Below are 23811 nucleotides of genomic sequence, written 5' to 3' on the forward strand. Positions count from 1 at the left end.
TGATGGAGAATGAATTTCAGTCATCCAAGCCGATTTATCTGCAGATTGCCGATCGTGTATATTACCGGCTGATCCGAAGTGAGCTTTCACCGGGGGACAAACTGCCGTCCGTAAGGGAGATGGCCGTACAGATGAAAGTGAATCCGAACACGATACAAAGAACGTACAGTGAAATGGAAAGGCTGGGGATCGTGGAGACGAGAAGAGGACAGGGAACCTTTATAGCGGAAAGATCCGATCTGAAAGCGGAGCTGAAAGACAGGCTGACAAAAGACGTTTTCAAACGCTTTATTCAGGAAATGGCGGAGCTGGGGTTATCTCCTGAGGAAATGCTCGACGGGATCAAACGATATGCGGAGGAAGCAAACGATGAATCTTGATTTTGAACGCGTAACAAAAAAATACGGCCGCAGGCTTGCGGTCAGCGATGTATCATTTTCATTGTCTCCGGGTAAAATCTACGGAATTTTAGGGCCGAACGGAAGCGGGAAATCAACAACGCTTAAAATGCTTGCCGGGCTTGCGTTCCCGACATCGGGCGCCGTCCGGATCGGAGACTGCGCAGTAAGCAGGAACATGCTGTTTCGTACGGCTTATTTAACCGAACATGATATGTTTTCCGCCCGGACGACCGTCGGTGATATGCTCACATTTTATCATACGCAATTCCCGGATTTTCAGCTCGAAAAAGCACATAACCTATTAACGGAAATGAATCTTTCAGCGAAGCAGAAGATAAAAGAGCTGTCCAAAGGCAGCCGGGGCAGGCTGAAAATCGTCTTGGCCCTCTCGAGAAAAGCATCCGTCATTCTGCTGGATGAGCCGTTTTCAGGTCTTGATCCGGCGGTCAGAGAATCGATTGTCAACAGTCTCGTATCTTATATTGATTTTGACAGCCAGATCGTCGTCATCGCCACGCATGAGATCGGCGAGATTGAGACGCTGTTAGACGAAGTGATGGTTTTCATAAAAGGGAAAATCGCTGAACGGCGCGAGGTCGAAGAAATCCGGGAACAGGAAGGAATGTCTGTGCTGCAATGGTACAGAAGCGTCATGCAGGCGCACGAAATAGAAGGGGGATTCTAATTGGAAACGGTATTAGAACTGCAACAGGTAAAGAAAACGATAAAAGGACGAACGATTATTCATGATCTGAGCTTCTCCGTCCGGGCGGGCGAAGTGTTTGGATTTTTAGGGCCGAACGGAGCGGGGAAAACCACTACGATCAGAATGATGGTCGGATTAATGAAACTGTCTCAGGGAGACATCGTAATCTGCGGGGAATCCATTACGAAAAACTATGCAAAAGCGGTCAGGCACGTCGGAGCCATCGTGGAAAACCCGGAGCTGTACAAATTCCTGAGCGGTTATAAAAATTTACAGCAGTACGCAAGGATGGTAAAAGGCGTTACGAAAGAAAAAATAGATGAGGTCATCGAGCTCGTCGGGTTGCAGGACAGAATACATGACAAAGTAAAAACCTACTCTCTCGGAATGAGACAGCGTCTCGGCCTCGCCCAAAGCCTGCTGCATAATCCTAAGGTGCTGATTCTGGATGAACCGACAAATGGCCTTGATCCCGCGGGCATCAGGGAAATCAGGGACCATCTGAAAAAGCTGACACGTGAAAAAGGAATGGCTGTCATCGTCTCTAGCCATCTGCTGTCAGAAATGGAGTTAATGTGCGACCGAATCGGCATTCTGCAAAAAGGGGAGCTTGTCGATATTCAAAAAGTAAGGGATGAAGGAAAAGAGGACAAAGATACATACTTCTTCCATATTGAACAAAGAGAAGAGGCTCTTGCCGTTCTGAGTCAGTTTGACTGTGTGAAGAAGACAAACGGTATTGAGATCAAGCTGTCAAAACAGGAAGTGCCTGATGTGATATCTCTGCTCGTCCGTGAAAACATCCGCTTATATGAAGTGAAAATCATGACAAAATCTTTGGAAGACCGTTTCTTGGAGATTACCGGCGGGACGAAAGAGGAGGTTCAATATGTTTAAGCTGATCTATAATGAATGGATAAAAATTTTCAGCCGCGTCGGCACGTGGGCTATGATTGTAATTTTAGGCGTTTCGATGATCGGTTTTGCGCTTCTGTCAAACCATTTCACCTCGAACGAAGCCAATCCGAATTGGAAACAGGAGCTCCAAGCTGAAAACAAAGAAATGAAACAGCAGATGAAGGAAACCGGAAACCAGACGCTCATTGATAACCTGAAACAGAATGTCGCGATAAATCAATACCGTATGGATCATAACATCCCCGAGGATACAGGGTACACAGTGTGGTCATACGTAGCTGATTCTTCGATGATGACTGTTTTGACCGGGCTGTTTACGATTATCATTGCCGCAGGCATCGTGGCGAATGAGTTCAACTGGGGAACCATCAAACTGCTGGCCATCCGTCCGCTCAGCCGTTTTCAGATTTTGCTATCTAAATATATGACGGTGCTGCTGTTCGGACTGCTGATGCTTGTGATTTTATTTGCCGGCTCCGCTCTGTTGGGATTGGTCTTTTTCGGTACAGGCGGAGATACTGCGGCTGATGTTCATCTCGTATACAAAGACGGCCATGTTTTTGAGCAAAATATCATCGCTTTCCTCGCTAAAACATATGTCTATGAATCTGTCTCCGCTTTTATGCTTGCGACGATGGCGTTTATGCTGTCTGCGGTATTCCGGAACAGCTCATTAGCGGTCGGATTTTCTATTTTTCTATTGGTTATGGGGAACACGGCGACGGTATTTCTTGCTGCGAAATTTGAATGGACCAAATATATTTTATTTGCGAACACAGATTTGTCGCAATATATGAACGGGACTCCTTTAGTAGAGGGGATGACGATGACATTTTCGGTTGTGATGCTTGTGATTTACTTCGTTATTTTTCTGGCGCTCGCATTCGGCGTCTTCTTAAAACGCGATATTGCCACCTGATATAAAAAAGCTGTTTTGCCTTTGCAAAACAGCTTTTCGTTTTAGATGAAAAAAACCTGCCGGCGTAAACCGGCAGGTTTTTTAAACAATTTATGCTTTTGTTACGTTAGCAGCTTGTGGTCCGCGGTTTCCTTCAACGATTTCGAAAGAAACAGATTGGCCTTCTTCTAAAGTTTTGAAGCCTTCGCCTTGAATAGCAGAGAAGTGAACGAATACATCGTCTTGACCTTCTACTTCGATGAATCCGAATCCTTTTTCAGAGTTGAACCATTTTACTTTACCTTCTAACATGAAATTTCCTCCTAAAGCGACATAACGCTTAAATTCACTATTCTTGCTCTAAAACAAACTTCCAAGACGAAAACTCTTACAAAACTTTCTTCTTAAAGATAGTTCGAACAAAAATAATTACCTTTACTCTACCAGTAATTCGAAGAAAAAACAACTGCTAAATGTAACTTTTTTCGAAATAACATGTTTTAAGAGGAGAACGCTCTGATACGGAAATCTGATTTGAGACTAGAACAGCCCATTTTCAGCTGATAAAAACCGCTTTGCAGCCTCTTAAGGAAGCAATTGACAACCCTTTTTTAATCGGTATTGTATGTAATCATGAGCCCGAATACCATGGTGCCGCCTCTGTACATAAAAATAGATAGGGAGTAGGTCAACTTGAACCTGCGGCTTATAAACAGTCTGTTTCTTTTCATTTTGATCATGTTACTTACTTCATGCCATTATCCTGACGGGAACCGGACAATTACTATCGGAATCAATGAATCTGATCAATCGATCTGGGAGTTTGTCGCGAAAAAAGCCGGTGAGGAAGGTTTGCAGCTTTCTTTGGTAACGTTTTTCGAATTATGCCGAGGCCGATTTGGCGCTTGCCGGCGGGGATCTCGACGCCAATGCGTTTCAATCCGTTTCTTATTTTCAATCTTTGCCGCCTCATGTGAAAAAGAAGCTGGCTCCTTTAGGAACGACATATGCGGTATCGCTTGGGGTGTATTCCAAGCAGCATAAACGGCTGAAGGATATACCGGACGGAGCGGTCATTGCCGTGCCTGATGAAGCGGCGGCCTTCGGCAGGGCGCTTTTTCTCATGCAGGAGGCCGGACTGATGACATTGAAAAAGGGATTCACCGGTACGGGTTCAACTGATATGATCAAGGACAACCCGAAGCATCTGACCTTAAAAACGGAAACAAAAAAGAACGCATATCAGGCGGCGGAACATGCTGACGCAGCAGTTCTCAGTCAAAGCGAGGCGAAAAGAGCAGGATTTCATGCGGAGAAGGACGCGCTGATCCGATCGGCGCAAATGAAGGAAGCGTATATTCATCTGATCGCCGTCAGAGCTGAGGATAAAGATGATGAACGGATGCAAAAACTCCTGTCTTTGTATCAATCAGATGATACCGCGGCGTTTATTGAAAAAGAATATGAGGGCAGCCTGATTCCTGTTTTCCTGAGGGGCGGCTTTCTCACTGAAAAGAAAGAATGATTTCCTCTTCGGGCGATCATTCTTTTTTTTCAGTGCTGCACACTTGATTGCGCCCTGATGTTTTCGCTTTGTACAGCATCCGGTCTGCGATCAGGGGCAATGTCTGAGGATCCGATGTATTTGTCGGATAATGCGCGATGCCGAGGGAAACGGTCACGGGAATTGTATCTCCGCTCGTCAGCAGAATCGGGTTCGCGTCAATCGTGTGCCTGATTTCCTCTGCGAGGTGAAGCCCTTTCGTATACGTGCAATTGGGCATAAGCACGGCAAATTCTTCCCCGCCGATGCGGGCTGACGGATCAGAACTGCTGAGTAAGAACCTCAGGCGCGCCCCCAGTTCCTTCAGCACTTGATCCCCTTCATAATGGCCGTATTGATCATTGATCTGCTTAAAGTGATCAATATCCAAATAAATAAGCGCGAGCTGAGACGAGGGGGATTGAGACGCCCGATCGTACAGAACGCGCGAGACTTCCTCGAATTTTCTCTTATTAAAAATCCCCGTCAGAAAATCATAATTCGCTTGAAACTTGTATTGCTTGAACAAAAGGCGGGCATCGGCTTCGTGTTTAATAATATACAGCGACAGCATTCCGCCCAAGACGGAAATGAGCCAATACTAAACGAGGGCCCCGGCAGGCTGTTCGGGCATAAGAAACAGCAGCGTCAGGGTGAAAATAACATTTGAAAAAAGCAGCATAACGAACGCCATTTTGTGATCCGGCTTTTTTCCTCTGAGGACGGCCGCAGAAAGTATCGCAATAACCCCGACGGCGGCGATGGAAAAAATGGCGCTGGCATTGAAATTGATCAGGATACGGCCTGCGACGATAATCGCAAAGGCGGCTGCCGTAGACACCCAGCCTCCGTAAAGAGCGGCGATGATAATGGGGATATTTCTGAGATCAATGATGGAATCGGAGTAAGAAAAGCCGAAAGCAATCAGAAAAACCCCTAAAAGCCCGCAGACCGTCCCCTTCAGTAATTGAAACATCAGACGGTCTTCTTTATACGAAAGCGACTCTTTAAAAAGAAGGGTGAACAGATAATTAAATGTAATTAAAATCGTCAAATTAAGAAACAGTTCCTTCAGCATAACAATCACCCTTATATAAGTTACTAGAGAAAGGGTGGAAAGAAAAGAGAAAAGTCTATAAAAATACATATTTTGTCAATTCTTACTTGACCGATCGGAATTCATATAATATAGTGTTAAAGGATAATGAGCAAGGGAGTGTTTACCTGTTTTGGAGAATTTATTTGTAGTCTTACATGTTTTTATTATGCTTTTGCTTATAGCAGGTTTGTTTGTCATGCAAAAAAAACACGTTTCCTTTTCTAAACGTGTCTTTACCGCGCTCGGACTAGGCATTGTATTCGGTTTTGCACTGCAATTGATTTACGGGCCGGCTTCACATACCGTGACACAAACGGCCGATTGGTTTAATATTGCCGGCGGCGGTTATGTCAAATTGCTTCAGATGATCGTCATGCCGCTAGTCTTTATTTCTATTCTCGGCGCATTTACGAAGCTGAAACTGACCCATAACATCGGGAAAATCAGCGGACTGATCATCGGAATTTTGATCGCTACGACAGCAATTGCTGCGGCAGTCGGAATTGTTTCGGCGCTTTCCTTTGATCTGAAAGCCGTTCATATCGACCAGGGAAGCACCGAGTTATCAAGAGGCCAGGAGCTGCAGCAAAAATCTGAGGATATGACGGCCAAAACGCTGCCTCAGCAAATCGTTGAGCTTCTGCCGGGAAATCCGTTTCTTGATTTCACGGGGGCCAGACCGACTTCCACCATCGGAGTCGTTATTTTCGCCGCTTTCCTCGGCATCGCTTTTCTGGGCGTGAAACGGAAGCAGCCGGAGCACGCTGCGACGTTCAGCGGAATTGTCGATGCGGTATACGCGATTATTATGCGCGTCGTGACGTTAATTTTAAGATTGACGCCTTACGGGGTATTGGCGATTATGACAAAGACGATCGCGACAAGCGACATCGACAGCATTGCGAAACTGGGGATGTTTGTGATCGCTTCATACGCCGCGCTTATCGTCATGTTTATCATTCACCTGCTGCTGATTACGTTCAGCGGTTTAAATCCGATCACATACGTGAAAAAAGCATTTCCTGTCATGGTGTTTGCGTTTACGTCCCGTTCAAGCGCAGGGGCTTTGCCGCTTAATATTAAAACGCAAAAAAGCATGGGCGTCCCTGAAGGAATTGCGAACTTCGCCGGTTCATTCGGTTTATCGATCGGCCAAAACGGCTGTGCCGGCATTTACCCGGCGATGCTCGCGATGATGATTGCGCCGACAGTAGGACAAAACCCGTTTGAACCGGGATTCATCATCTCCGTCATCGCCATCGTGGCAATCAGTTCATTCGGTGTAGCAGGCGTGGGAGGCGGCGCGACATTTGCGGCTCTGCTCGTCCTATCCGCTTTGAACATGCCTGTCGCGCTTGCCGGGCTGCTCATTTCAATTGAGCCGTTAATTGACATGGGGCGCACCGCCTTAAATGTCAGCGGCAGTATGACCGCAGGGCTGTTAACAAGTAAAATGACGAAGGAAACCGATACCGCGGTGTACAATGATTCCTCAATCGTCATTGAAGCTGAAGAAGCTTAAAAGCAGATCGAGCGCTAAAACGAAAAATCCTTCATCGTTGAACGAATGAAGGATTTTTTCGTTTCTAATGATTTCCGGGTTCAATTTCTTCCAGCATATTCATCACGGTGCTGTCATTTAAAACATTTACCGCGCTTTCTTCGAAGTGAATCGGCTCGGTATAGTGAGGCTTCGGCGAAGTTTCTTTACTGCGGTCTGCCTGTCCGTCTGTATGGGATGAGCCGGAGTGATTGCGGGAAGTCTGCTCATGCTGCTGTCCGCCGGAATCCCCGCCGAACGCCTGTTTGATCAGCTCGGCAGGCTGCGTGGAGCCGTTTTGTGAATGCCGGGCTTTGTCCGTGTGCTGCTGTCCGCCGGAATCCCCGCCGAACGCCTGTTTGATCAGCTCGGCAGGCTGCAATGAGCCGTTTTGTGAATGCCGGGCTTTGTCCGTGTGCTGCTGTCCGCCGGATTCCCCGCCGAACGCCTGTTGAATCAGGTCAGCAGGCTGCATGGAATGTGTGCCATCTTTATGCTGCATACTGCCTGAAACCATTCCGGAGATTTTCCGGCGGATTTCGGGTGATAAAGCTGCAATCAGAATCGATGATCCGATCAGCAGCGCTGTCGGGCTGACGCCGCTTTTTTTTCTGAACAAGTTAAATCCCTCCTCATTCAATTGATTACGCTTACCTTTCCCTTTCCTTCTGATATTTATCCAAACCGCTCAGAATGCAAACGGCGTGCATAAATCCCGCCGAATAGAAAAACCTATACGTAAAGTGAGAAAGGAGGAATTCACATGATAAAAAAGCAAGCAGTTATCTCTGCCCTTCTTCTGCCGATGCTGATTACCGCAGGGTGCAGTATGGGGAACCAGGGGGAAGGAAAACGAAATGACAACCGCACCCAGAATGTAAATTACCGCAACACGCCTAACGACGGTGCGACAAATATGAATACAGTGAACCGTCATAACCAAAACACCGATCACAATGACAATCGTAACCTGAGAGTGGCTGATAAAGCCGCTGACAAGGTGACTGATTTAAAAGAAGTTAAAAATGCGACTGTGATCGTTGCCGGAAACAGCGCATATGTTGCCGTTGTTCTGACAAACGGGCAAAAAGGCGCCATCGCCAACCATTTAAAAAATAAAATTACCGATAAGGTGAAATCAGCCGATAAACATGTCCGGACTGTATATGTATCAGCGAACCCGGACTTCGTTGAACGTATGCAAGGCTACGGAAAACGAATCCAAAACGGACATCCTGTATCCGGTCTGTTTGATGAATTCGGTCAAATGGTGCAGCGTGTATTCCCAAACCCCAATAAATAAATGAATGGAAAAGCCGCATTTGCTGCGGCTTTTTTATTTTATCTGCCGTCACGACCCAGCGCTCCTGAGCATAAAGTAAAGAATGAGATGAAAATTAAAGGATCGGGGAGGGGAGCTTGTTTGCGTGACGGCATGGGGAAACGGGCGGCATTCACTCTGATCCTGTGCGGAGTCCTTGTCATATTGGCTGTCAGTTCAGCCGTTTCAGTAAGTATGATGTACGTCCTGTCAGGCCAAAACAGCCGCTCTGTTCCGACGAAGGAACAAGTGACTGAACACATGAATAAAGAAATTTACAAACATACAGCGATTTACTATACGGCGGATGAAAAGCCGCTCTTGGATCTGACCAAGCTTACGCTGGACCACGCAAAGCGTATCAATCAAATCATTGTCGGCTATAAAGGTGCAGCGCCGCTTGAACTCATTTTTTTTTCGGATGAAGCTGAAATGGAGCAATATTCAGGATTGAAAAATGTAGTCGGTTTTTATTCAGAACAGGAGCAGATGATGGGGCTTTTGCCTGAAGAGAAAAAACAGCTTTTGAAAAAAGATGAGCTGGCCGTTTTCATGTATAAGCAATTGATTATACATGAATACACACACTACGCGTTTCATCAAAAAACGCGGCAATTGGGGACGGATACGTCTGTATTTCCGCTTTGGTTTCATGAGGGGCTGAGCGAGTGGGTCGCGCATTATGATGTAGTCATTGATCCGATTGCATTTTCCGTCGTGCCGTTTGATCAATTAACGACCGACCGAAAATGGCAGAAATCGCGTATGGAATATGAAACGGATGTCTATTTGCAAAGCTTCTATATGATAAAGGACTTAACCGAAACATTCGGAGAAGGCATTATCTTAACCATTATCAACAAAACCGCCGAAACACAGGATTTTGAAAAAGGCTTTGAAGCGGCTACGAAAGAAAGCCTGAAACGATTTGAACATGATTTCACAAAAGCATATGAAAAAAAGAAAACGGCATTGGAGAGTCAGGTTTCCAACGCCGTTTTTTAATCAATGGAGGTTTTGCTGCTGCTGTCCCATTTGTCCTTTAATCGGAGGCATTTGCGGCTGTCCCTGGGCCGGCGCAAATGAATTCAGCATGGTCTGCATATCTTGTGCATTGAGCTGAGGAACCTGATAATAACCGTGTTTGTTTTGGTATAAGAAGATTTCAAACGCCATTTCGACATATTGCTGAATTTGGGCGGAGAGCACTCTTCTTGTGACGGGATTGGTCATTTCAAGCGAGCTCATCGTCAAGAGAGAAGCTTGAGCTTTTATCAGGCCGAGCATATGGCCGCTGATCCCGAGATCTTTGACATCATTTAATGATTGATTCGGTTTTTTCGGCTGAGTCGGTTTTATACCGTAGACGGCCTGGTTCTGTTCCTTCATCATATATGTCGACGTTTCCTGAGAAGGCTTTTGGCCGGTCTTAAAGCATTCTGCCGTCAGATTATAGAGTCCGAGAATGAATTGATACTGGCGGTCAAGGATGTCGGCCAGCTGCTGATCCTGTATAAACTGTCTGAGCATCATAAATTGATCCAAAACGCCGACTGTTCCGGCCAGCACTTCATGCATATCGAAAAGCTCATGTCCTCCGTGATTCACTTGCGGTGAACCCGGGATCCCCTGATTTACTGGCGGCTGCTGCTGATTCTGCTGCTGTTCCACTGGTTGTTTTCCTCCTTCATGTCAAATCATCATTAAGATGTGAAAAAAGCCGATCCATTATACATCAAGACCTATTTCGTTACGTGGGGATTATTTACTATTTTGCGCCAGCGAAGACAATCTTTACAAAAAAATGATGTGATTTTTAAGAAAATAAGCTAACGTATTTCTTAGAAGACAGGGGGGAAATGAATGAAGAAAAAAAGGGGTATGCGTCTTTCGTGCTGTTTGCTGACGGTTTGTTTTATGATGTTCAGCGTGAAAGATGCGGAAGCAATCGGACAAGCCGGATCACTGAATGAAGCTGGAACGGATAAAGCGTATAAAGAACGGCAGACTGAAGACTCGGGCCGTGTCCCGCTCAGAATCATCAGCATGAATGATCTGCACGGAAAAATTGATCAGCAATATGAGCTTGACCTTAACGGAGACGGTAAACCGGATGGCACTTTCGGGCGGATGGACTACGCCGCCGCGTACATTAAAAAGGCGAAAGCCGAGAAAGAACACGCCTTTGTCGTGCATGCGGGCGATATGATCGGGGGCAGCTCTCCCGTGTCAGCCCTTTTTCAGGATGAACCGACAGTAGAATTGATGGAAGACATCGGTTTTGATGTCGGAACTGTCGGCAATCACGAATTCGATGAAGGAACGGATGAGCTTAAACGGATCATCAATGGAGGAGATCATCCGGACGGTAAGGGGACAAGCGGTTATGACGGCCAAAATTTCCCGCTCGTCTGCGCAAACTGTAAACTGAAGTCAGGGGAGTCCTTTCTGCCGCCGTATGAAATCAAATACGTTTCCGGAATTCCGGTCGCATTTATCGGGGTTGTAACCAGATCGGCGGCAGGCATGGTCATCCCGGACGGAATTAAAAATATTACGTTTACGGATGAGGTAAAGGCCGTCAATGACGCCGCCGCTGACTTGAAGAAAAAAGGAATTAAAGCAATCGCCGTACTCGCCCATATGTCTGCTGAACAAAATGGCTCAGCAATCACTGGAGAATCCGCAAAGCTTGCAAGCGGAACAGACTCAGAGATTGATGTGATTTTCGCCGCGCACAATCATAAAGTCGTAAACGGAGAAATCAACGGCAAGCTGATTGTGCAGGCATTTGAATACGGAAAAGCAATCGGAATCGCCGATCTTGAACTTGATAAAGAGTCGAAGGATATCGTGAAAAAATCAGCGGAAATCCAATATATCGATCAAAGTAAAATCAAGCCTGACCTGGCTGCGGCAGGCATATTAAGCAAATATGAAGAGAAAGTGAAACCGATTATCAGCGAAACGGTCGGGGAAGCGGCCCATGATATAACGGGCGGGTATTCAAATGACGGCGACACGGCGCTCGGAAATCTGATTGCCGACGGTATGAAAGCGAAGATGAAATCCGATTTTGCGCTTATGAATGGGGGAGGCATCCGGGACGGCATAAAAAAAGGGCCGATCACATGGGGAGACCTTTATAATGTACAGCCGTTCGGCAATGTGCTGACGAAGCTTGAAATCAAAGGAAAAGATTTGCGGGAGATTATTAATGCGCAAATTTCTCCGGTGTACGGTCCGGATTACAGCATCAGCGGATTTTCCTATACATGGAACACGGAAACCGGACAAGCGGTTGATTTGAAAATGGCGGACGGGACAGACATACAGCCCGAAAAAGGATATACAGTAACAGTCAATCAATTTATGGCGACGGCAGCGGGGGCAAAATACGGTCCGATCGGGAAACTCGGCAAGAATCCGGTGACGGGGCCTGAGGATTTGGAAGCGACAGCAGACTATGTCAAAAGCTTTTCCGCACCGATTTCTTATCAAACCGATGGCCGCATCCGCACGGCATCAGCCGCAAAAACATCTGATGACACCGGCAATCAGCCGGGAAGCGGGGAAACACCGGGCGGCACCAGGCCTGATAAAGGAGAAAAACCTCAAGCGGAAAAACCCGCTAAAAAACCGGATGCAGCAGAACAGCCTGATCAAACCAAAAAACCTGAACGTCCTGTCGTAAAAGAAACAGCATCTGATACAGTGCAGTCAATTCCCGAATCCCGTCCGGCGTCTGCCGCAAATTCGGAACAAAGCACAAAACAGACTGAAAGCGGCACACAAAAAGGCCGCCCATTGCCTGATACTTCAGCGGGCAGCCATCAGACGGCATTGGCCGGACTGGTGATCACGGGTGCCGGCGTATATTGGCTTTTCAGAAAGAAAAGGGGAACCCGCACACGATGAACAAACTGAAACATATTCCGCTTCTCGTCATCATCGCCGGTATCATCATCACATGTTACGGAAGCTGGAAGATCATTGATTCACATATGAAAACGAACCAATCGCTTGAAGAAGCAAAACAAGCAACAGAACCTGTCTTGGAAAAGAACGAAACAAAAAGCGCCGTGCTGGCACAGCGCAAAAAAGAATTTCACCCCGAAACGGGTGAGGCAAGCGGCATTTTAGAAATCCCTGAAATCGACGCTGAGCTCCCGATCGTCGAAGGGACTGACGCAGATGATTTAGCAAAAGGCGTCGGACATTATAAGGACAGCTATTATCCGGGCGATCACGGCCAAATTGTGTTATCCGGCCACAGGGACACGGTGTTCCGCCGGACCGGCGAACTGAAAAAAGGAGACAGACTGAACGTGATTTTGTCTTACGGCACGTTTTCTTATAAAATCAGCCGTACAAAAATCGTCAGCCGGAATGATACATCTGTCATCACCCTTCAGCACAAGCGGGAGGAACTGATCCTGACCACTTGCTATCCGTTTTCTTACATTGGAAATGCGCCGAAACGATATATTATATATGCCGACCCGGTTTAAGAAAAATACGTTTCGGTAAAATGAGCCAGATCAGCCGGCATCGGCGCCTCGGCAACGATTTCTTCTCCTGAGATCGGATGGACGACACTGACTTTTTTGGCGTGAAGCGCCTGCCTGTGAAACAGCGTCCTGCTTCCGCCGTACAGGTCATCGCCCGCCAACGGATGGCCGATGCTTGCCATATGCACCCTGATTTGATGTGTTCTCCCGGTCTCCAGTTCAAGCTCTGCCAATGTAAGCTGCGCACCGGGATGATAGCCTTTCACTTTGTAATGGGTGACGGCGGCTTGTCCGCCGGGTGAGACGCGCCGTCTGACGGAATGTGACCTGTCGCGGCCGATCGGCGAGTCAACCGTGCCTTTTTTCGGCGTGATTTTTCCTTCCGCCGCGGCGATATAGGTGCGTTTTAATGTTTTGGTTTCGAGCTGACGGTCAAGGATTGCATGGGCCAGGCGGTGTTTCGCGAAAACGACCGCGCCTGACGTGTCACGGTCAAGACGGTGAACGTGGCGCACTTTCGCCTGCTCGCCGTTAATTTGAAAATGGTAAGCGATCAGGTTGCTGAGGGTGCCGGTCTGACCCTCTTCATTTGGATGAGTCGGCATTCCCGCCGGCTTATTTGCAATCAGCATATGATTGTCCTCAAATAAAATGTCCGGCTCTCCGTATTCCGGAGTCACCGAAGAACCCGTTTTTTCCTGAAGATCAATGAATAAGCGATCTCCGGTCTTCAGTATGATATTGTTTTTCGGGGATGTCCGATTCACCTGAATGCTTTCTTGGTTCATCCATTCCGTAATTACGGGTTTTGACGCCTGGAATTCAGATTTCAGGACTGAAAACAGCCATTGTCCGGCGTGCTTTTCCGTAATCAGGAGTTCCAGACCGCGGTCATTTTGTTTCATATCATAAAGCTCCTTTTCAAGCGGAAAGCGGCTGTTTCAATAGGAAACACTTACCTTAGCTTTCGCGTTTTTTTCTATGCTATTCTTGATAAAGATTAAGGATATTCACATGGCAAGAAAGGTGATTGATGTGAGAATTGTGAACGCAGCGACTGACGGACAAGAAAGCGCGATACAAGAGCTTTCCTCTGAATTGTTTCAAAATGTCTTTCCTCTTTATTTCTCCGAACTGGAAATTCAGCGCTTTAAAAAAAGGGGCGTATTATCATTACAAAACCAACGTTACCAAGGAACTTTAAAAGAAGCGTTTCAAATTATGGCTTGTCTGCAAACGGTACATATCATGCTGTCAAAGCCGCACCCGGTATATGACGTCAAAGAGCGGGCGCTGTTTGATAAAAATTGCGCTTTGCTGAATGAATGCGGAATGAATTTTCCCTTTACCTATGATGATTTCGAGACAGGGGCCGGATCAGAAGCCTGCGGTCACAGAAGGCTGATCTGACGGGTATAAAGAGCCTTTTAACAGGCTCTTTTTTGCTTCTTTGACATGATACCACAATTTCTTTCCTCTAACTCCCTTTATAATGAGACAAATCCCCGAGCATAATAAATGTCGAAAGGGGTGCTTTACAATGAGTTCAATCAAACAATCAATGACTACCCACGTGGCTACCGTTTCTCCCAATCAAACGATTCAGGAAGCGGCTGCGCTGATGCACCAGCATAATGTCGGAGCAATTCCCGTCGTTGACGGAGGGGAATTAAAAGGAATGCTGACAGACCGTGATATCGCATTGAGAACAACGGCTCAAGGCCGCGACGGCCAAACACCTGTTTCACACGTGATGTCTTCTGCAGTTGTATCCGGAAACCCGGAAATGAGTCTTGAAGAGGCGTCACATCTGATGGCCCAACACCAAATCCGCCGCCTTCCCATTGTCGATCAAAATCATCTGGTCGGGATCGTTGCGCTTGGAGACTTAGCGGTCGATCAGCGTTCAAATGAGTCTGCGGGAGCAGCTCTTTCCAATATTTCCAGTCAAAACACACAGTAACGGATGAAGAGAGCTTGCACTCATGCAGGCTCTTCTTTCCGTCAGAATGTTACATTTTGAACGCGAAAGAAATTCACGGTATAGTGTATACATAGGTCAGTACGTTTAGCTAAAGGAGCTGTAACCATTGATAAAAGCATTAATCTTTGATTTTGACGGGTTAATTTTAGATACAGAAACCCATGAATATGAAGTGCTGCAGGAAATGTTTGAAGAACACGGTTCAACATTGCCTTTATCCGTCTGGGGAAAGGTGATCGGAACGGCCGCGGGGTTTAAGCCGTTCGCATATTTAGAGGAGCAGCTGGGAAGAAAGCTCGATCATGATGAACTGACGGCGATCAGGCGCGGGCGCTTCGAACAGCGGATGAAGACGGAAACGGCGCGTCCCGGGGTGGAGGCTTATTTAGCCGCGGCAAAAGAATTAGGATTGAAGGTGGGGCTCGCTTCCAGCTCAGATTTTAAATGGGTGTCGGGCCATCTGAAGGAATTAGGCCTGTTTGATGAATTTGAAGTGATTCAGACGGCTGACGACGTAGAAGAAGTGAAGCCGAATCCGGAACTCTATCTGAAAGCTGCGGAACATTTAGGCGTTGAACCATCTGAATGTCTGGCCTTTGAGGATTCGGTCAACGGCTCAATCGCAGCCAAGCGCGCCGGCATGAAATGTGTCATCGTCCCGAATAAGGTAACAAGCGCCCTGTTATTTGAAGAATACGATCACAGACTGGAATCGATGGCGGAAATGGAACTTGAATTACTCTTACAGCGATTGAACGATCAAAACGAACCGGCAGGGGGAAGCAGCATTGTCTGAGAAACTTGATCTGACCCGTTTTGAAAAGAAAATGGTCATACGGAATATGGAAGAGAAAGATATCAACAAAATAATTGAGCTGCAAAAGGATTGTTTTCCGGGGATGGAGCCGTGGGAGCCTGAGCATTTAATCAGCCATCTCGCGCACTTTCCGGAAGGTCAGTTTTGCGCCGAGTATGAAGGAGAAATTATCGGTTCATGCTCAAGCCTGATCATCAATTTCGATGAATATGATGACCGCCACACGTGGCAGGACATTACAGACGACGGTTATATCACGAACCACAACCCGGACGGATTGAATCTGTACGGGATTGAGGTAATGGTTCACCCGGAATACAGACGGATGAAGATCGGACACCGGCTGTATGAGGCGAGAAAAGACTTGGCGAGACGATTGAATCTGAAAAGCATCATTATCGGCGGGCGGATTCCGAATTATCATAAGTATGCGGAAGAAATGACGGCGAGAGCCTATGTCGAACAGGTGACGCGCCATCAGATTTATGATCCGGTGCTTTCTTTCCAGCTGATGAACGGATTTACGCTCATGCGGATCAATCCGAATTATCTCCCGGATGACACCGCGTCCATTAAATATGCGACATTAATGCAATGGAACAATGTCGATTACTTGCCGCAGTCGAAGCGCTATTACAAATCGGCATTTCCGGTGCGCATTTGCGTCATTCAATATGAAATGAAAAAGATTTACTCCTTCGAGGAATTTGCCAATCAGGTTGAATATTATGTCGATGTGGCTTCCGATGCGAGATCTGATTTCGCGGTGTTCCCGGAGATTTTCACGACGCAGCTCATGTCATTTCTCGAGGAGCGTTCTCCGAGTCTGGCCATTCAGAGGATTACCGAATATACCGAGGACTATATCAGCCTCTTTACAGATCTCGCGGTGAAATATAATGTCAACATCATCGGCGGCTCCCACTTCGTTGAAGAAGAGGGGAAAATTTATAACATCGCCTACTTATTCAGACGTGACGGCACGATTGAAAAACAATATAAGCTTCACATTACGCCGAATGAGCGGAAATGGTGGGGCATCAGCGCCGGAGACAGGGTGCGCGTATTTGATACGGACTGCGGAAAGATCGCCATTCAGATCTGTTACGATATCGAATTTCCGGAGCTTGCGAGAATTGCCGCGGATCAAGGAGCGAAAATTATCTTTACGCCGTTCTGCACTGAAGACCGCCAAGGCTACTTGCGCGTAAGGTACTGCTCTCAGGCGAGAGCGGTTGAAAACCAAATTTACACCGTCATCTCAGGTACGGTCGGAAACCTGCCGCAAACAGAAAATATGGATATTCAATACGCGCAGTCAGCCATTTTTGCTCCGTCGGATTTTGAATTTGCCAGAGACGGAATCGTCGGTGAAACGAATCCGAATATCGAAATGGTCGTGATCGGGGACGTGGACCTTGAAATCTTAAGAAGGCAGCGTGAAAACGGAACCGTGCGCCAGCTGAAAGACCGGCGCAAAGACATTTACCGGATTACGCATCTTAAATAAAAAACGCCCGCTCCGCTTAAGGGGCGGGTTTTTTTATAAAAACACTTGCGCCGGCCCCGGTTTCGGGATATGCTCTTGTAGCTCTTTCGCTTTCTGGGAGAAAGCGTTTTTTTAATTGCCGCCGCTTTATTGACTCGCCCATGCCGCGCCTTTATATTCTTATTAAGAGGAAAACTTCACCAAGAGAATCGGCGTCAGAAGCCGGGCAGCTTTCGATACAGTGCAATGATATTGAAAGGGAGATGAGCGGTGTGGAACATGTACAAAAAAATCAGTCACTCAAACAAAAGGATAAAGAGCTGATTTGGCACGCGATGAAAGGGGCGGAGCCGGATGACAGCATAATCGTCCAAAAAGGGGAAGGCGCCTGGGTTACGGACATTGACGGCAGACGGTATTTGGACGGCATGTCAGGCCTGTGGTGCGTCAATATCGGATACGGGAGAAAGGAGCTTGCCGATGCGGCTTACAGCCAATTGAAGGAGCTTCCTTATTATCCGCTGACCCAAAGCCATCAACCCGCGATTGAGCTTGCGGAAAAACTGAATGAATGGCTCGGCGGCGATTATGTGATCTTCTTTTCCAACAGCGGATCGGAAGCAAATGAAACCGCGTTCAAAATTGCCCGCCAATACCACATTGAAAACGGCGATCACAGCCGCTTCAAATTCATCTCCCGGTACAGAGGCTATCACGGCAATACGATGGGGGCGCTCGCCGCTACCGGCCAGGCGCAGAGAAAATATAAATATGAGCCGCTCTCACAAGGGTTTTTGCATGCGGCGCCGCCTGATCTTTATCGGAATCCCGGAGATGCCGTCACATTGGAAAGCGCGCATGACATCGACCGGATCATGACGTGGGAGTTAAGCGAAACGATTGCCGGCGTTATTATGGAACCGATTATTACAGGCGGAGGGATACTGATGCCTCCGGACGGGTATATGGCAAAGGTAGAGGACATTTGCCGCCGCCACGGCGCGCTTCTGATCAGTGATGAAGTCATTTGCGGTTTCGGCCGCACGGGAGAGCCGTTCGGATTTCAGCATTACGGCGTTTCACCGGACATCGTCACAATGGCAAAAGGCATTACGAGCGCTTACCTGCCGCTGTCGGCAACGGCAGTAAAACGGGAGATTTTTGAGGCGTATTCGGGCGGTGAGCCGTACGGCCGCTTCCGGCACGTGAATACATTCGGAGGCAATCCGGCAGCCTGCGCCCTGGCCTTGAAAAACCTGCAATTGATGGAGGACGAAAATCTGATCGCCCGCTCCCGTGAGCTTGGAGAAAGGCTGCTCCGTGAGCTTGAGCCGCTCAGAGAACATCCGGCGGTCGGAGATGTACGGGGCAAGGGCCTTCTTGCCGGCATTGAGCTCGTCAAGGACAAAGTCACGAAGGAACCCGCTGATGCCGCCCTTGTGCAGCACGTCATCACCGCCTGCAGAGAAAAAGGCCTGCTTGTCGGGAAAAATGGCGATACTGTAGCGGGATATAATAATGTCATTCAGCTGTCTCCGCCTTTTTGCCTGTCGGACGAGGAGCTCTCTTTCATCATTTCGACCGTCAAGGAAAGCGTGCTGAGCATTGATTTTTAATGTAAAGGAGTAAAACATGAGTTTTCACAACCAGCAGATTCTACCGGCAATCCGGAACATGAAGCAATTCGATGCATTTTTAGAAAGTCCGTTCTTATACGGCGTCATTTTAGATATCCACCTCGGTCAATTAAAAGGTGTCGTGAATGAAGCAAAAAAACACGGAAAACTTCTGATGGTTCACGTCGATTTAATTCACGGCATTAAGCATGACGAATACGGTGCGGAGTTTATTTGTCAGGATATCCGGCCCGCGGGCATCATTTCGACGAGATCATCAGTCATCGTCAAAGCGAAACAAAAGAAAATATACGCGATCCAGCGTCTGTTTCTCTTGGATACGAGCGCCATGGAGAAAAGCATGGAATTCGTCGGAAAGCATAAGCCTGACTTTATCGAGGTTCTCCCGGGCATCGTTCCGACTTTAATCAGAGAAATTAAAGAAATGACGGGGATTCCGATTTTTGCCGGCGGCTTCATCCGCACGGAGCAGGACGTTGAAAACGCCTTGCAGGCAGGAGCCACAGCCGTGACGACTTCAGACACCGAACTATGGGCTAAATATGAACATTCTATGACAAAAAAAGATTGACACCGCTTACACCCATTGTTACAATAGACCTAGGTTAATACTATGTGATGGAGACCCGGAGACCCACAACAGCTCTTTACGGAAGCAATAAAGCGTAAAGCGGTTTGTTGTGGGTTTTTTATTCTCTATAACTCTGTCAAACCTGCTATTTTGTCATTTAGGAGGAATGATGATGACAGCATTTTGGGGAGAAGTAATCGGTACAATGCTGCTTGTTATTTTCGGCGGCGGCGTTTGTGCGGGAGTCAATTTAAAGAAATCGCTTTCATACCAATCCGGATGGATTGTTATTGTATTCGGCTGGGGATTGGGAGTAGCCATGGCGGCATATGCCGTCGGCAGTATCAGCGGCGCCCACTTGAATCCGGCTTTAACGATAGGCCTTGCGCTTGAAGGCAGCTTTCCTTGGAAAGAGGTCCCTGTTTATATTGCGGGGCAGATGATCGGAGCAATGATCGGTGCGGTTGTTGTGTACCTTCATTATCTGCCGCATTGGAAGGCGACGGATGATCCGGCCGCTAAACTGGGCGTTTTCTCGACCGGCCCGAGTATTCCTCATACATTTGGGAATATGATAAGTGAAGTCATTGGTACGTTTGTGCTTGTGCTCGGCATTTTGGCAATCGGAGCGAATGAATTTACAAAAGGGCTGAACCCGCTGATTGTCGGATTCCTCATCGTTGCCATCGGGATTTCTCTTGGAGGGACGACCGGATATGCGATCAACCCTGCGCGGGATTTGGGGCCGAGAATCGCTCACGCCTTTCTGCCGATTCCGAAAAAAGGGCCGTCAAATTGGAAATATGCCTGGATTCCCGTAGTCGGTCCGATCATGGGCGGTGCGTTCGGCGGCGTATTTTACAATGCCGCGTTTAAAGGAAATGTGACACCTAGCTTTTGGTTTGTAAGCGTTATAATGGTTGTAGTGCTTTTCATACTCTATATTTATACCAAGAAATCTCAATCACGGAAAATATTATCAAATTCTGAATATATTTAAAAAGGAGAGCGGCATCATGGAGACCTATATTTTATCAATTGACCAAGGCACAACAAGTTCAAGAGCGATTCTTTTTAATAAAGAAGGAAAAATCGTGCATTCCGCTCAAAAGGAATTCACACAGCATTTCCCTCAGCCGGGCTGGGTGGAGCACAATGCGAACGAAATCTGGGGATCGGTGCTCGCCGTTATCGCGACTGTGATCTCCGAGTCCGGAATCAGCGCTGATCAAATTGCCGGCATCGGCATCACGAACCAAAGGGAAACGACGGTCGTATGGGATAAAGATACCGGAAAGCCGGTATACAATGCGATTGTGTGGCAATCGAGACAAACATCCGGCATTTGCGAAGAGCTTCGTGAAAAAGGATATAATGATACATTCAGAGAAAAAACGGGACTTTTGATCGACCCTTATTTCTCAGGAACGAAAGTCAAATGGATTCTTGACAATGTAGAAGGCGCGCGGGAAAAAGCGGAAAACGGAAATCTTCTGTTCGGAACGATTGATTCATGGCTCATCTGGAAAATGTCCGGAGGGGCGGCGCACGTAACGGATTATTCCAACGCTTCAAGAACGCTGATGTTTAATATTCATGAATTAAAATGGGATGACGAGCTGCTTGATATTTTAGGCGTGCCGAAATCAATGCTGCCGGAAGTGAAACCGTCTTCTCATGTGTACGCGAAAACGGTTGATTATCATTTCTTCGGTAAAAACATTCCGATTGCGGGAGCGGCCGGAGACCAGCAGTCAGCGCTGTTCGGCCAGGCGTGCTTTGAAGAAGGCATGGGGAAAAACACATACGGCACAGGCTGCTTTATGCTGATGAATACCGGAGAAAAAGCCATCACTTCTGATCACGGCCTTCTGACGACAATCGCCTGGGGATTAGACGGAAAAGTCGAGTATGCACTGGAAGGAAGCATCTTTGTCGCAGGTTCTGCCATCCAATGGCTGAGAGACGGCATGCGGATGTTCCAGGATTCAAAAGAAAGCGAGACATACGCAGAGCGTGTGGATTCCGCTGACGGTGTTTATGTCGTGCCCGCTTTCGTCGGATTAGGCACACCGTACTGGGACAGTGACGTGCGCGGCTCAGTTTTCGGCCTGACACGCGGAACGACGAAGGAGCATTTTATCCGGGCTACGCTTGAATCTCTCGCTTATCAGGCGAAAGATGTACTTGATGCCATGGAGGCTGATTCAGGCATCTCTTTAAAAACATTGCGTGTAGACGGCGGAGCGGTAAAAAATAACTTCCTCATGCAGTTCCAAAGCGACTTGCTTGATGTGCCGGTCGAACGTCCGGAAATTAATGAAACGACGGCGCTCGGTGCCGCGTATTTGGCCGGAATCGCTGTCGGATACTGGAAGGACAGCACTGAAATCGCCGATCAATGGAACCTTGATAAGCAATTCAAACCGGAAATGGAAGATAAAAAACGCGATGAATTGTACGGCGGATGGAAAAAAGCAGTAAATGCAGCTATGGCTTTTAAATAAGATAAAAATGTGGTATACTGAAAACAAGTTAATAGGAACGGTCCTGAGATGAGGAGAGACCACAGCACCAAAGTGATGACATGCGCTTTGGCTGTTGTGGTCTCTTTTTCTATACCGTGACAACAAGGAGGAAACGTAATGATGAATCACCAATTTTCAAGTTTGGAACGGGATCATATGCTGGAAGACATGACTAAAAAAACATACGATCTGTTTATTATAGGCGGAGGTATTACGGGTGCCGGTACGGCGCTTGACGCAGCTTCAAGGGGAATGAAAGTCGCTTTGAGCGAAATGCAGGATTTCGCGGCCGGCACATCAAGCCGATCCACAAAGCTTGTCCACGGCGGTTTGCGTTATCTGAAGCAATTTGAAGTCAAAATGGTTGCAGAAGTCGGTAAGGAACGTGCCATCGTGTACGAAAACGGCCCGCACGTCACGACGCCGGAATGGATGCTGCTGCCGTTTCATAAAGGCGGCACGTTCGGTTCATTCTCTACTTCCATCGGCCTGCGTGTGTATGACTATTTAGCGGGAGTAAAAAAATCAGAGCGCAGAAGCATGCTGTCTGCTAAAGAAACGCTGCAAAAAGAGCCGCTCGTCAAAAAAGACGGCTTAAAAGGCGGAGGCTATTATGTAGAGTACCGGACGGACGATGCGAGACTGACGATTGAAGTCATGAAAGAAGCCGTTAAATTCGGTGCGGAGCCTGTCAACTACTCTAAAGTGAAAGAACTGCTTTATGAAAAAGGAAAAGTTGTCGGCGTTTTAATTGAAGATCTGCTGTCAGGCAAGGAATACAAAGTTTACGCCAAAAAAATCGTCAATGCGACAGGTCCGTGGGTCGACGAGCTGAGAGAAAAAGACCACAGTAAAAGCGGAAAACATCTTCAGCACACAAAAGGGGTCCATCTCGTATTCGACCAATCCGTATTCCCGCTTAAACAGGCGGTGTACTTTGATACGCCGGACGGCCGGATGGTGTTCGCCATTCCGCGTGAAGGAAAAACATACGTGGGTACGACCGATACGGTTTACAAACAAAAACTTGAGCATCCGCGCATGACGGTGCAGGATCGCGATTATGTCGTCAGCTCCATCAATTATATGTTCCCGGAACTGAACATTACGGCGGACGATATTGAATCAAGCTGGGCCGGCCTCAGACCGCTTATTCACGAAGAAGGGAAAGACCCGTCTGAGATCTCCCGTAAAGATGAAATCTGGACATCTCAATCAGGCCTGATTACGATCGCCGGAGGAAAACTGACGGGCTACCGTAAAATGGCTGAGCACATTGTCGATCTTGTCCGCGACCGCTTGAAAGAAGAGGGCGGCCAGGACTTCGGCGGCTGCAAGACGAAGACGATGCCGATTTCCGGCGGACATGTCGGCGGCTCTAAAAACTTCGAGTCATTTGTGGAAGCAAAGACAAAAGACGGCTTGAAAATCGGTTTATCACAGGAAACCGCTAAGCAGTTAGCCATCAGATACGGCTCTAACGTTGAAAATGTATTCAGCCGGATTGAAGGTCTGAAAGACGAAGCGGAAAAACGCCAGATTCCGGTTCACATTCTGGCTGAAGCGGCTTACAGCATCGAAGAAGAAATGGCTGCGACACCTGCCGATTTCTTCGTCCGCAGAACGGGAAGACTGTTCTTCGACATCAAATGGGTGCAAACGTATAAAACGGCCGTGATTGATTACATGAGCGACCGATTCCAATGGAATGACGCAACGAAAGAAAAACACACTGAGTGGTTAAATACGCTGCTGCACGACGCGGTTGTTCCGCTCGAACAATAATAACCGGAGGGCTGTGCCGAAAAGGCATGAGCCCTTCTTTTATCTTCTTACATAAAGCATTTG

The 23811-nt window shown here is 47.4% G+C and carries 22 protein-coding genes and 2 pseudogenes; 19 read left to right on the forward strand and 5 right to left on the reverse strand.

Annotated features, from left to right (window positions below):
• Positions 1–2 precede the first annotated feature (2 nt).
• Genes U2H13_RS04790 through U2H13_RS04805 form a run of 4 tightly spaced genes read left to right on the forward strand, consistent with a single transcriptional unit; the run spans position 3 to position 2944 of the window.
• Positions 3–380, forward strand: coding sequence for a GntR family transcriptional regulator (locus tag U2H13_RS04790; protein ID WP_031304429.1), 378 nt, complete (start codon positions 3–5; stop codon positions 378–380).
• Positions 370–1086, forward strand: a complete 717-nt coding sequence (locus U2H13_RS04795; protein ID WP_061862006.1) for an ATP-binding cassette domain-containing protein — start codon at positions 370–372, stop codon at positions 1084–1086. Before U2H13_RS04790 ends, U2H13_RS04795 begins: the two co-directional genes overlap by 11 nt.
• Positions 1087–2004, forward strand: a complete 918-nt coding sequence (locus U2H13_RS04800; RefSeq protein WP_012117151.1) for an ABC transporter ATP-binding protein — start codon at positions 1087–1089, stop codon at positions 2002–2004.
• Entirely contained in the window at positions 1997–2944 is a 948-nt protein-coding gene (locus tag U2H13_RS04805) for an ABC transporter permease (RefSeq protein WP_014417273.1), read from the forward strand. The genes U2H13_RS04800 and U2H13_RS04805 overlap by 8 nt, the downstream gene beginning before the upstream one ends.
• A gap of 90 nt (positions 2945–3034) precedes the next feature.
• Here the strand turns inward: U2H13_RS04805 and cspB are convergent, their stop codons facing one another.
• Complete coding sequence (gene cspB / locus U2H13_RS04810; RefSeq protein ID WP_003155376.1) at positions 3035–3235, reverse strand: cold shock-like protein CspB; 201 nt, start codon at positions 3233–3235, stop codon at positions 3035–3037.
• A gap of 381 nt (positions 3236–3616) precedes the next feature.
• Between cspB and U2H13_RS04815 the strand changes: the two are divergent.
• Positions 3617–4448, forward strand: a pseudogene (locus U2H13_RS04815) (MetQ/NlpA family ABC transporter substrate-binding protein).
• A gap of 16 nt (positions 4449–4464) precedes the next feature.
• Here the strand turns inward: U2H13_RS04815 and U2H13_RS04820 are convergent.
• Positions 4465–5544, reverse strand: a pseudogene (locus tag U2H13_RS04820) (GGDEF domain-containing protein).
• Positions 5545–5695: 151 nt separating this feature from the next.
• Here U2H13_RS04820 and U2H13_RS04825 point away from each other — a divergent pair.
• Entirely contained in the window at positions 5696–7087 is a 1392-nt protein-coding gene (locus U2H13_RS04825; RefSeq protein WP_376700702.1) for an L-cystine transporter, read from the forward strand.
• Positions 7088–7151: 64 nt separating this feature from the next.
• On the opposite strand, the gene U2H13_RS04830 is transcribed toward U2H13_RS04825, so the two are convergent.
• On the reverse strand, positions 7152–7724 hold the full coding sequence (locus U2H13_RS04830; RefSeq protein ID WP_109566808.1) for a hypothetical protein: 573 nt from the start codon (positions 7722–7724) through the stop codon (positions 7152–7154).
• A gap of 144 nt (positions 7725–7868) precedes the next feature.
• Here U2H13_RS04830 and U2H13_RS04835 point away from each other — a divergent pair, with 144 nt between their 5' ends.
• On the forward strand, positions 7869–8408 hold the full coding sequence (locus U2H13_RS04835; protein WP_003155362.1) for a YhcN/YlaJ family sporulation lipoprotein: 540 nt from the start codon (positions 7869–7871) through the stop codon (positions 8406–8408).
• A 120-nt stretch (positions 8409–8528) separates the two neighbouring features.
• Complete coding sequence (locus tag U2H13_RS04840; protein ID WP_025649518.1) at positions 8529–9431, forward strand: hypothetical protein; 903 nt, start codon at positions 8529–8531, stop codon at positions 9429–9431.
• Here U2H13_RS04840 and U2H13_RS04845 read toward each other — a convergent pair whose 3' ends face one another.
• Positions 9432–10097: a spore coat protein gene (locus tag U2H13_RS04845; protein ID WP_007610275.1), complete on the reverse strand. Its 666-nt coding sequence runs from the start codon at positions 10095–10097 to the stop codon at positions 9432–9434. It lies immediately after the preceding gene.
• Between the two features lie 192 nt (positions 10098–10289).
• Here U2H13_RS04845 and U2H13_RS04850 point away from each other — a divergent pair, with 192 nt between their 5' ends.
• Both U2H13_RS04850 and U2H13_RS04855 read left to right on the forward strand, forming a co-directional pair.
• Positions 10290–12344 carry a 5'-nucleotidase C-terminal domain-containing protein gene (locus U2H13_RS04850; protein ID WP_376700703.1) on the forward strand — a complete coding sequence of 685 codons (2055 nt, stop codon included), beginning with the start codon at positions 10290–10292 and terminating at the stop codon, positions 12342–12344.
• Positions 12341–12937: a class D sortase gene (locus U2H13_RS04855; protein WP_167408964.1), complete on the forward strand. Its 597-nt coding sequence runs from the start codon at positions 12341–12343 to the stop codon at positions 12935–12937. Before U2H13_RS04850 ends, U2H13_RS04855 begins: the two co-directional genes overlap by 4 nt.
• Here U2H13_RS04855 and U2H13_RS04860 read toward each other — a convergent pair.
• Positions 12934–13842, reverse strand: coding sequence for an RluA family pseudouridine synthase (locus U2H13_RS04860; protein WP_014417281.1), 909 nt, complete (start codon positions 13840–13842; stop codon positions 12934–12936). The two genes, U2H13_RS04855 and U2H13_RS04860, sit on opposite strands and share 4 nt — an antisense overlap.
• Positions 13843–13951: 109 nt before the next feature.
• On the opposite strand from U2H13_RS04860, the gene U2H13_RS04865 reads away from it, so the two are divergent.
• The 9 genes from U2H13_RS04865 (at position 13952) to glpD (ending at position 23748) form a co-directional block, all read left to right on the forward strand.
• A complete protein-coding gene (locus U2H13_RS04865; RefSeq protein WP_007408448.1) occupies positions 13952–14347 on the forward strand; it encodes a DUF5365 family protein in 396 nt (131 codons plus the stop codon).
• Between the two features lie 130 nt (positions 14348–14477).
• Positions 14478–14900, forward strand: coding sequence for a CBS domain-containing protein (locus U2H13_RS04870; RefSeq protein ID WP_007408449.1), 423 nt, complete (start codon positions 14478–14480; stop codon positions 14898–14900).
• Positions 14901–15027: 127 nt separating this feature from the next.
• Entirely contained in the window at positions 15028–15717 is a 690-nt protein-coding gene (locus U2H13_RS04875; protein ID WP_003155347.1) for an HAD family hydrolase, read from the forward strand.
• A complete protein-coding gene (locus tag U2H13_RS04880) occupies positions 15710–17248 on the forward strand; it encodes a bifunctional GNAT family N-acetyltransferase/carbon-nitrogen hydrolase family protein (RefSeq protein ID WP_007408451.1) in 1539 nt (512 codons plus the stop codon). Before U2H13_RS04875 ends, U2H13_RS04880 begins: the two co-directional genes overlap by 8 nt.
• Before the next feature lie 242 nt (positions 17249–17490).
• Positions 17491–18843: an aspartate aminotransferase family protein gene (locus U2H13_RS04885; protein ID WP_061861304.1), complete on the forward strand. Its 1353-nt coding sequence runs from the start codon at positions 17491–17493 to the stop codon at positions 18841–18843.
• Positions 18844–18859: 16 nt separating this feature from the next.
• Positions 18860–19435: a glycerol-3-phosphate responsive antiterminator gene (locus U2H13_RS04890; protein WP_007610287.1), complete on the forward strand. Its 576-nt coding sequence runs from the start codon at positions 18860–18862 to the stop codon at positions 19433–19435.
• A 172-nt stretch (positions 19436–19607) separates the two neighbouring features.
• Positions 19608–20435, forward strand: coding sequence for an MIP/aquaporin family protein (locus tag U2H13_RS04895; RefSeq protein ID WP_021494903.1), 828 nt, complete (start codon positions 19608–19610; stop codon positions 20433–20435).
• A gap of 16 nt (positions 20436–20451) precedes the next feature.
• The gene (glpK, locus tag U2H13_RS04900; protein WP_095060939.1) at positions 20452–21942 is read left to right on the forward strand and encodes a glycerol kinase GlpK; all 1491 of its coding nucleotides are present in this window, start codon (positions 20452–20454) and stop codon (positions 21940–21942) included.
• Positions 21943–22080: 138 nt separating this feature from the next.
• A complete protein-coding gene (gene glpD, locus U2H13_RS04905) occupies positions 22081–23748 on the forward strand; it encodes a glycerol-3-phosphate dehydrogenase (protein WP_014417285.1) in 1668 nt (555 codons plus the stop codon).
• The last annotated feature ends 63 nt before the right edge of the window (positions 23749–23811 follow it).

The organism is Bacillus sp. A1, assembly GCF_042296235.1.
Taxonomy (GTDB): Bacteria; Bacillota; Bacilli; order Bacillales; family Bacillaceae; genus Bacillus; species Bacillus velezensis.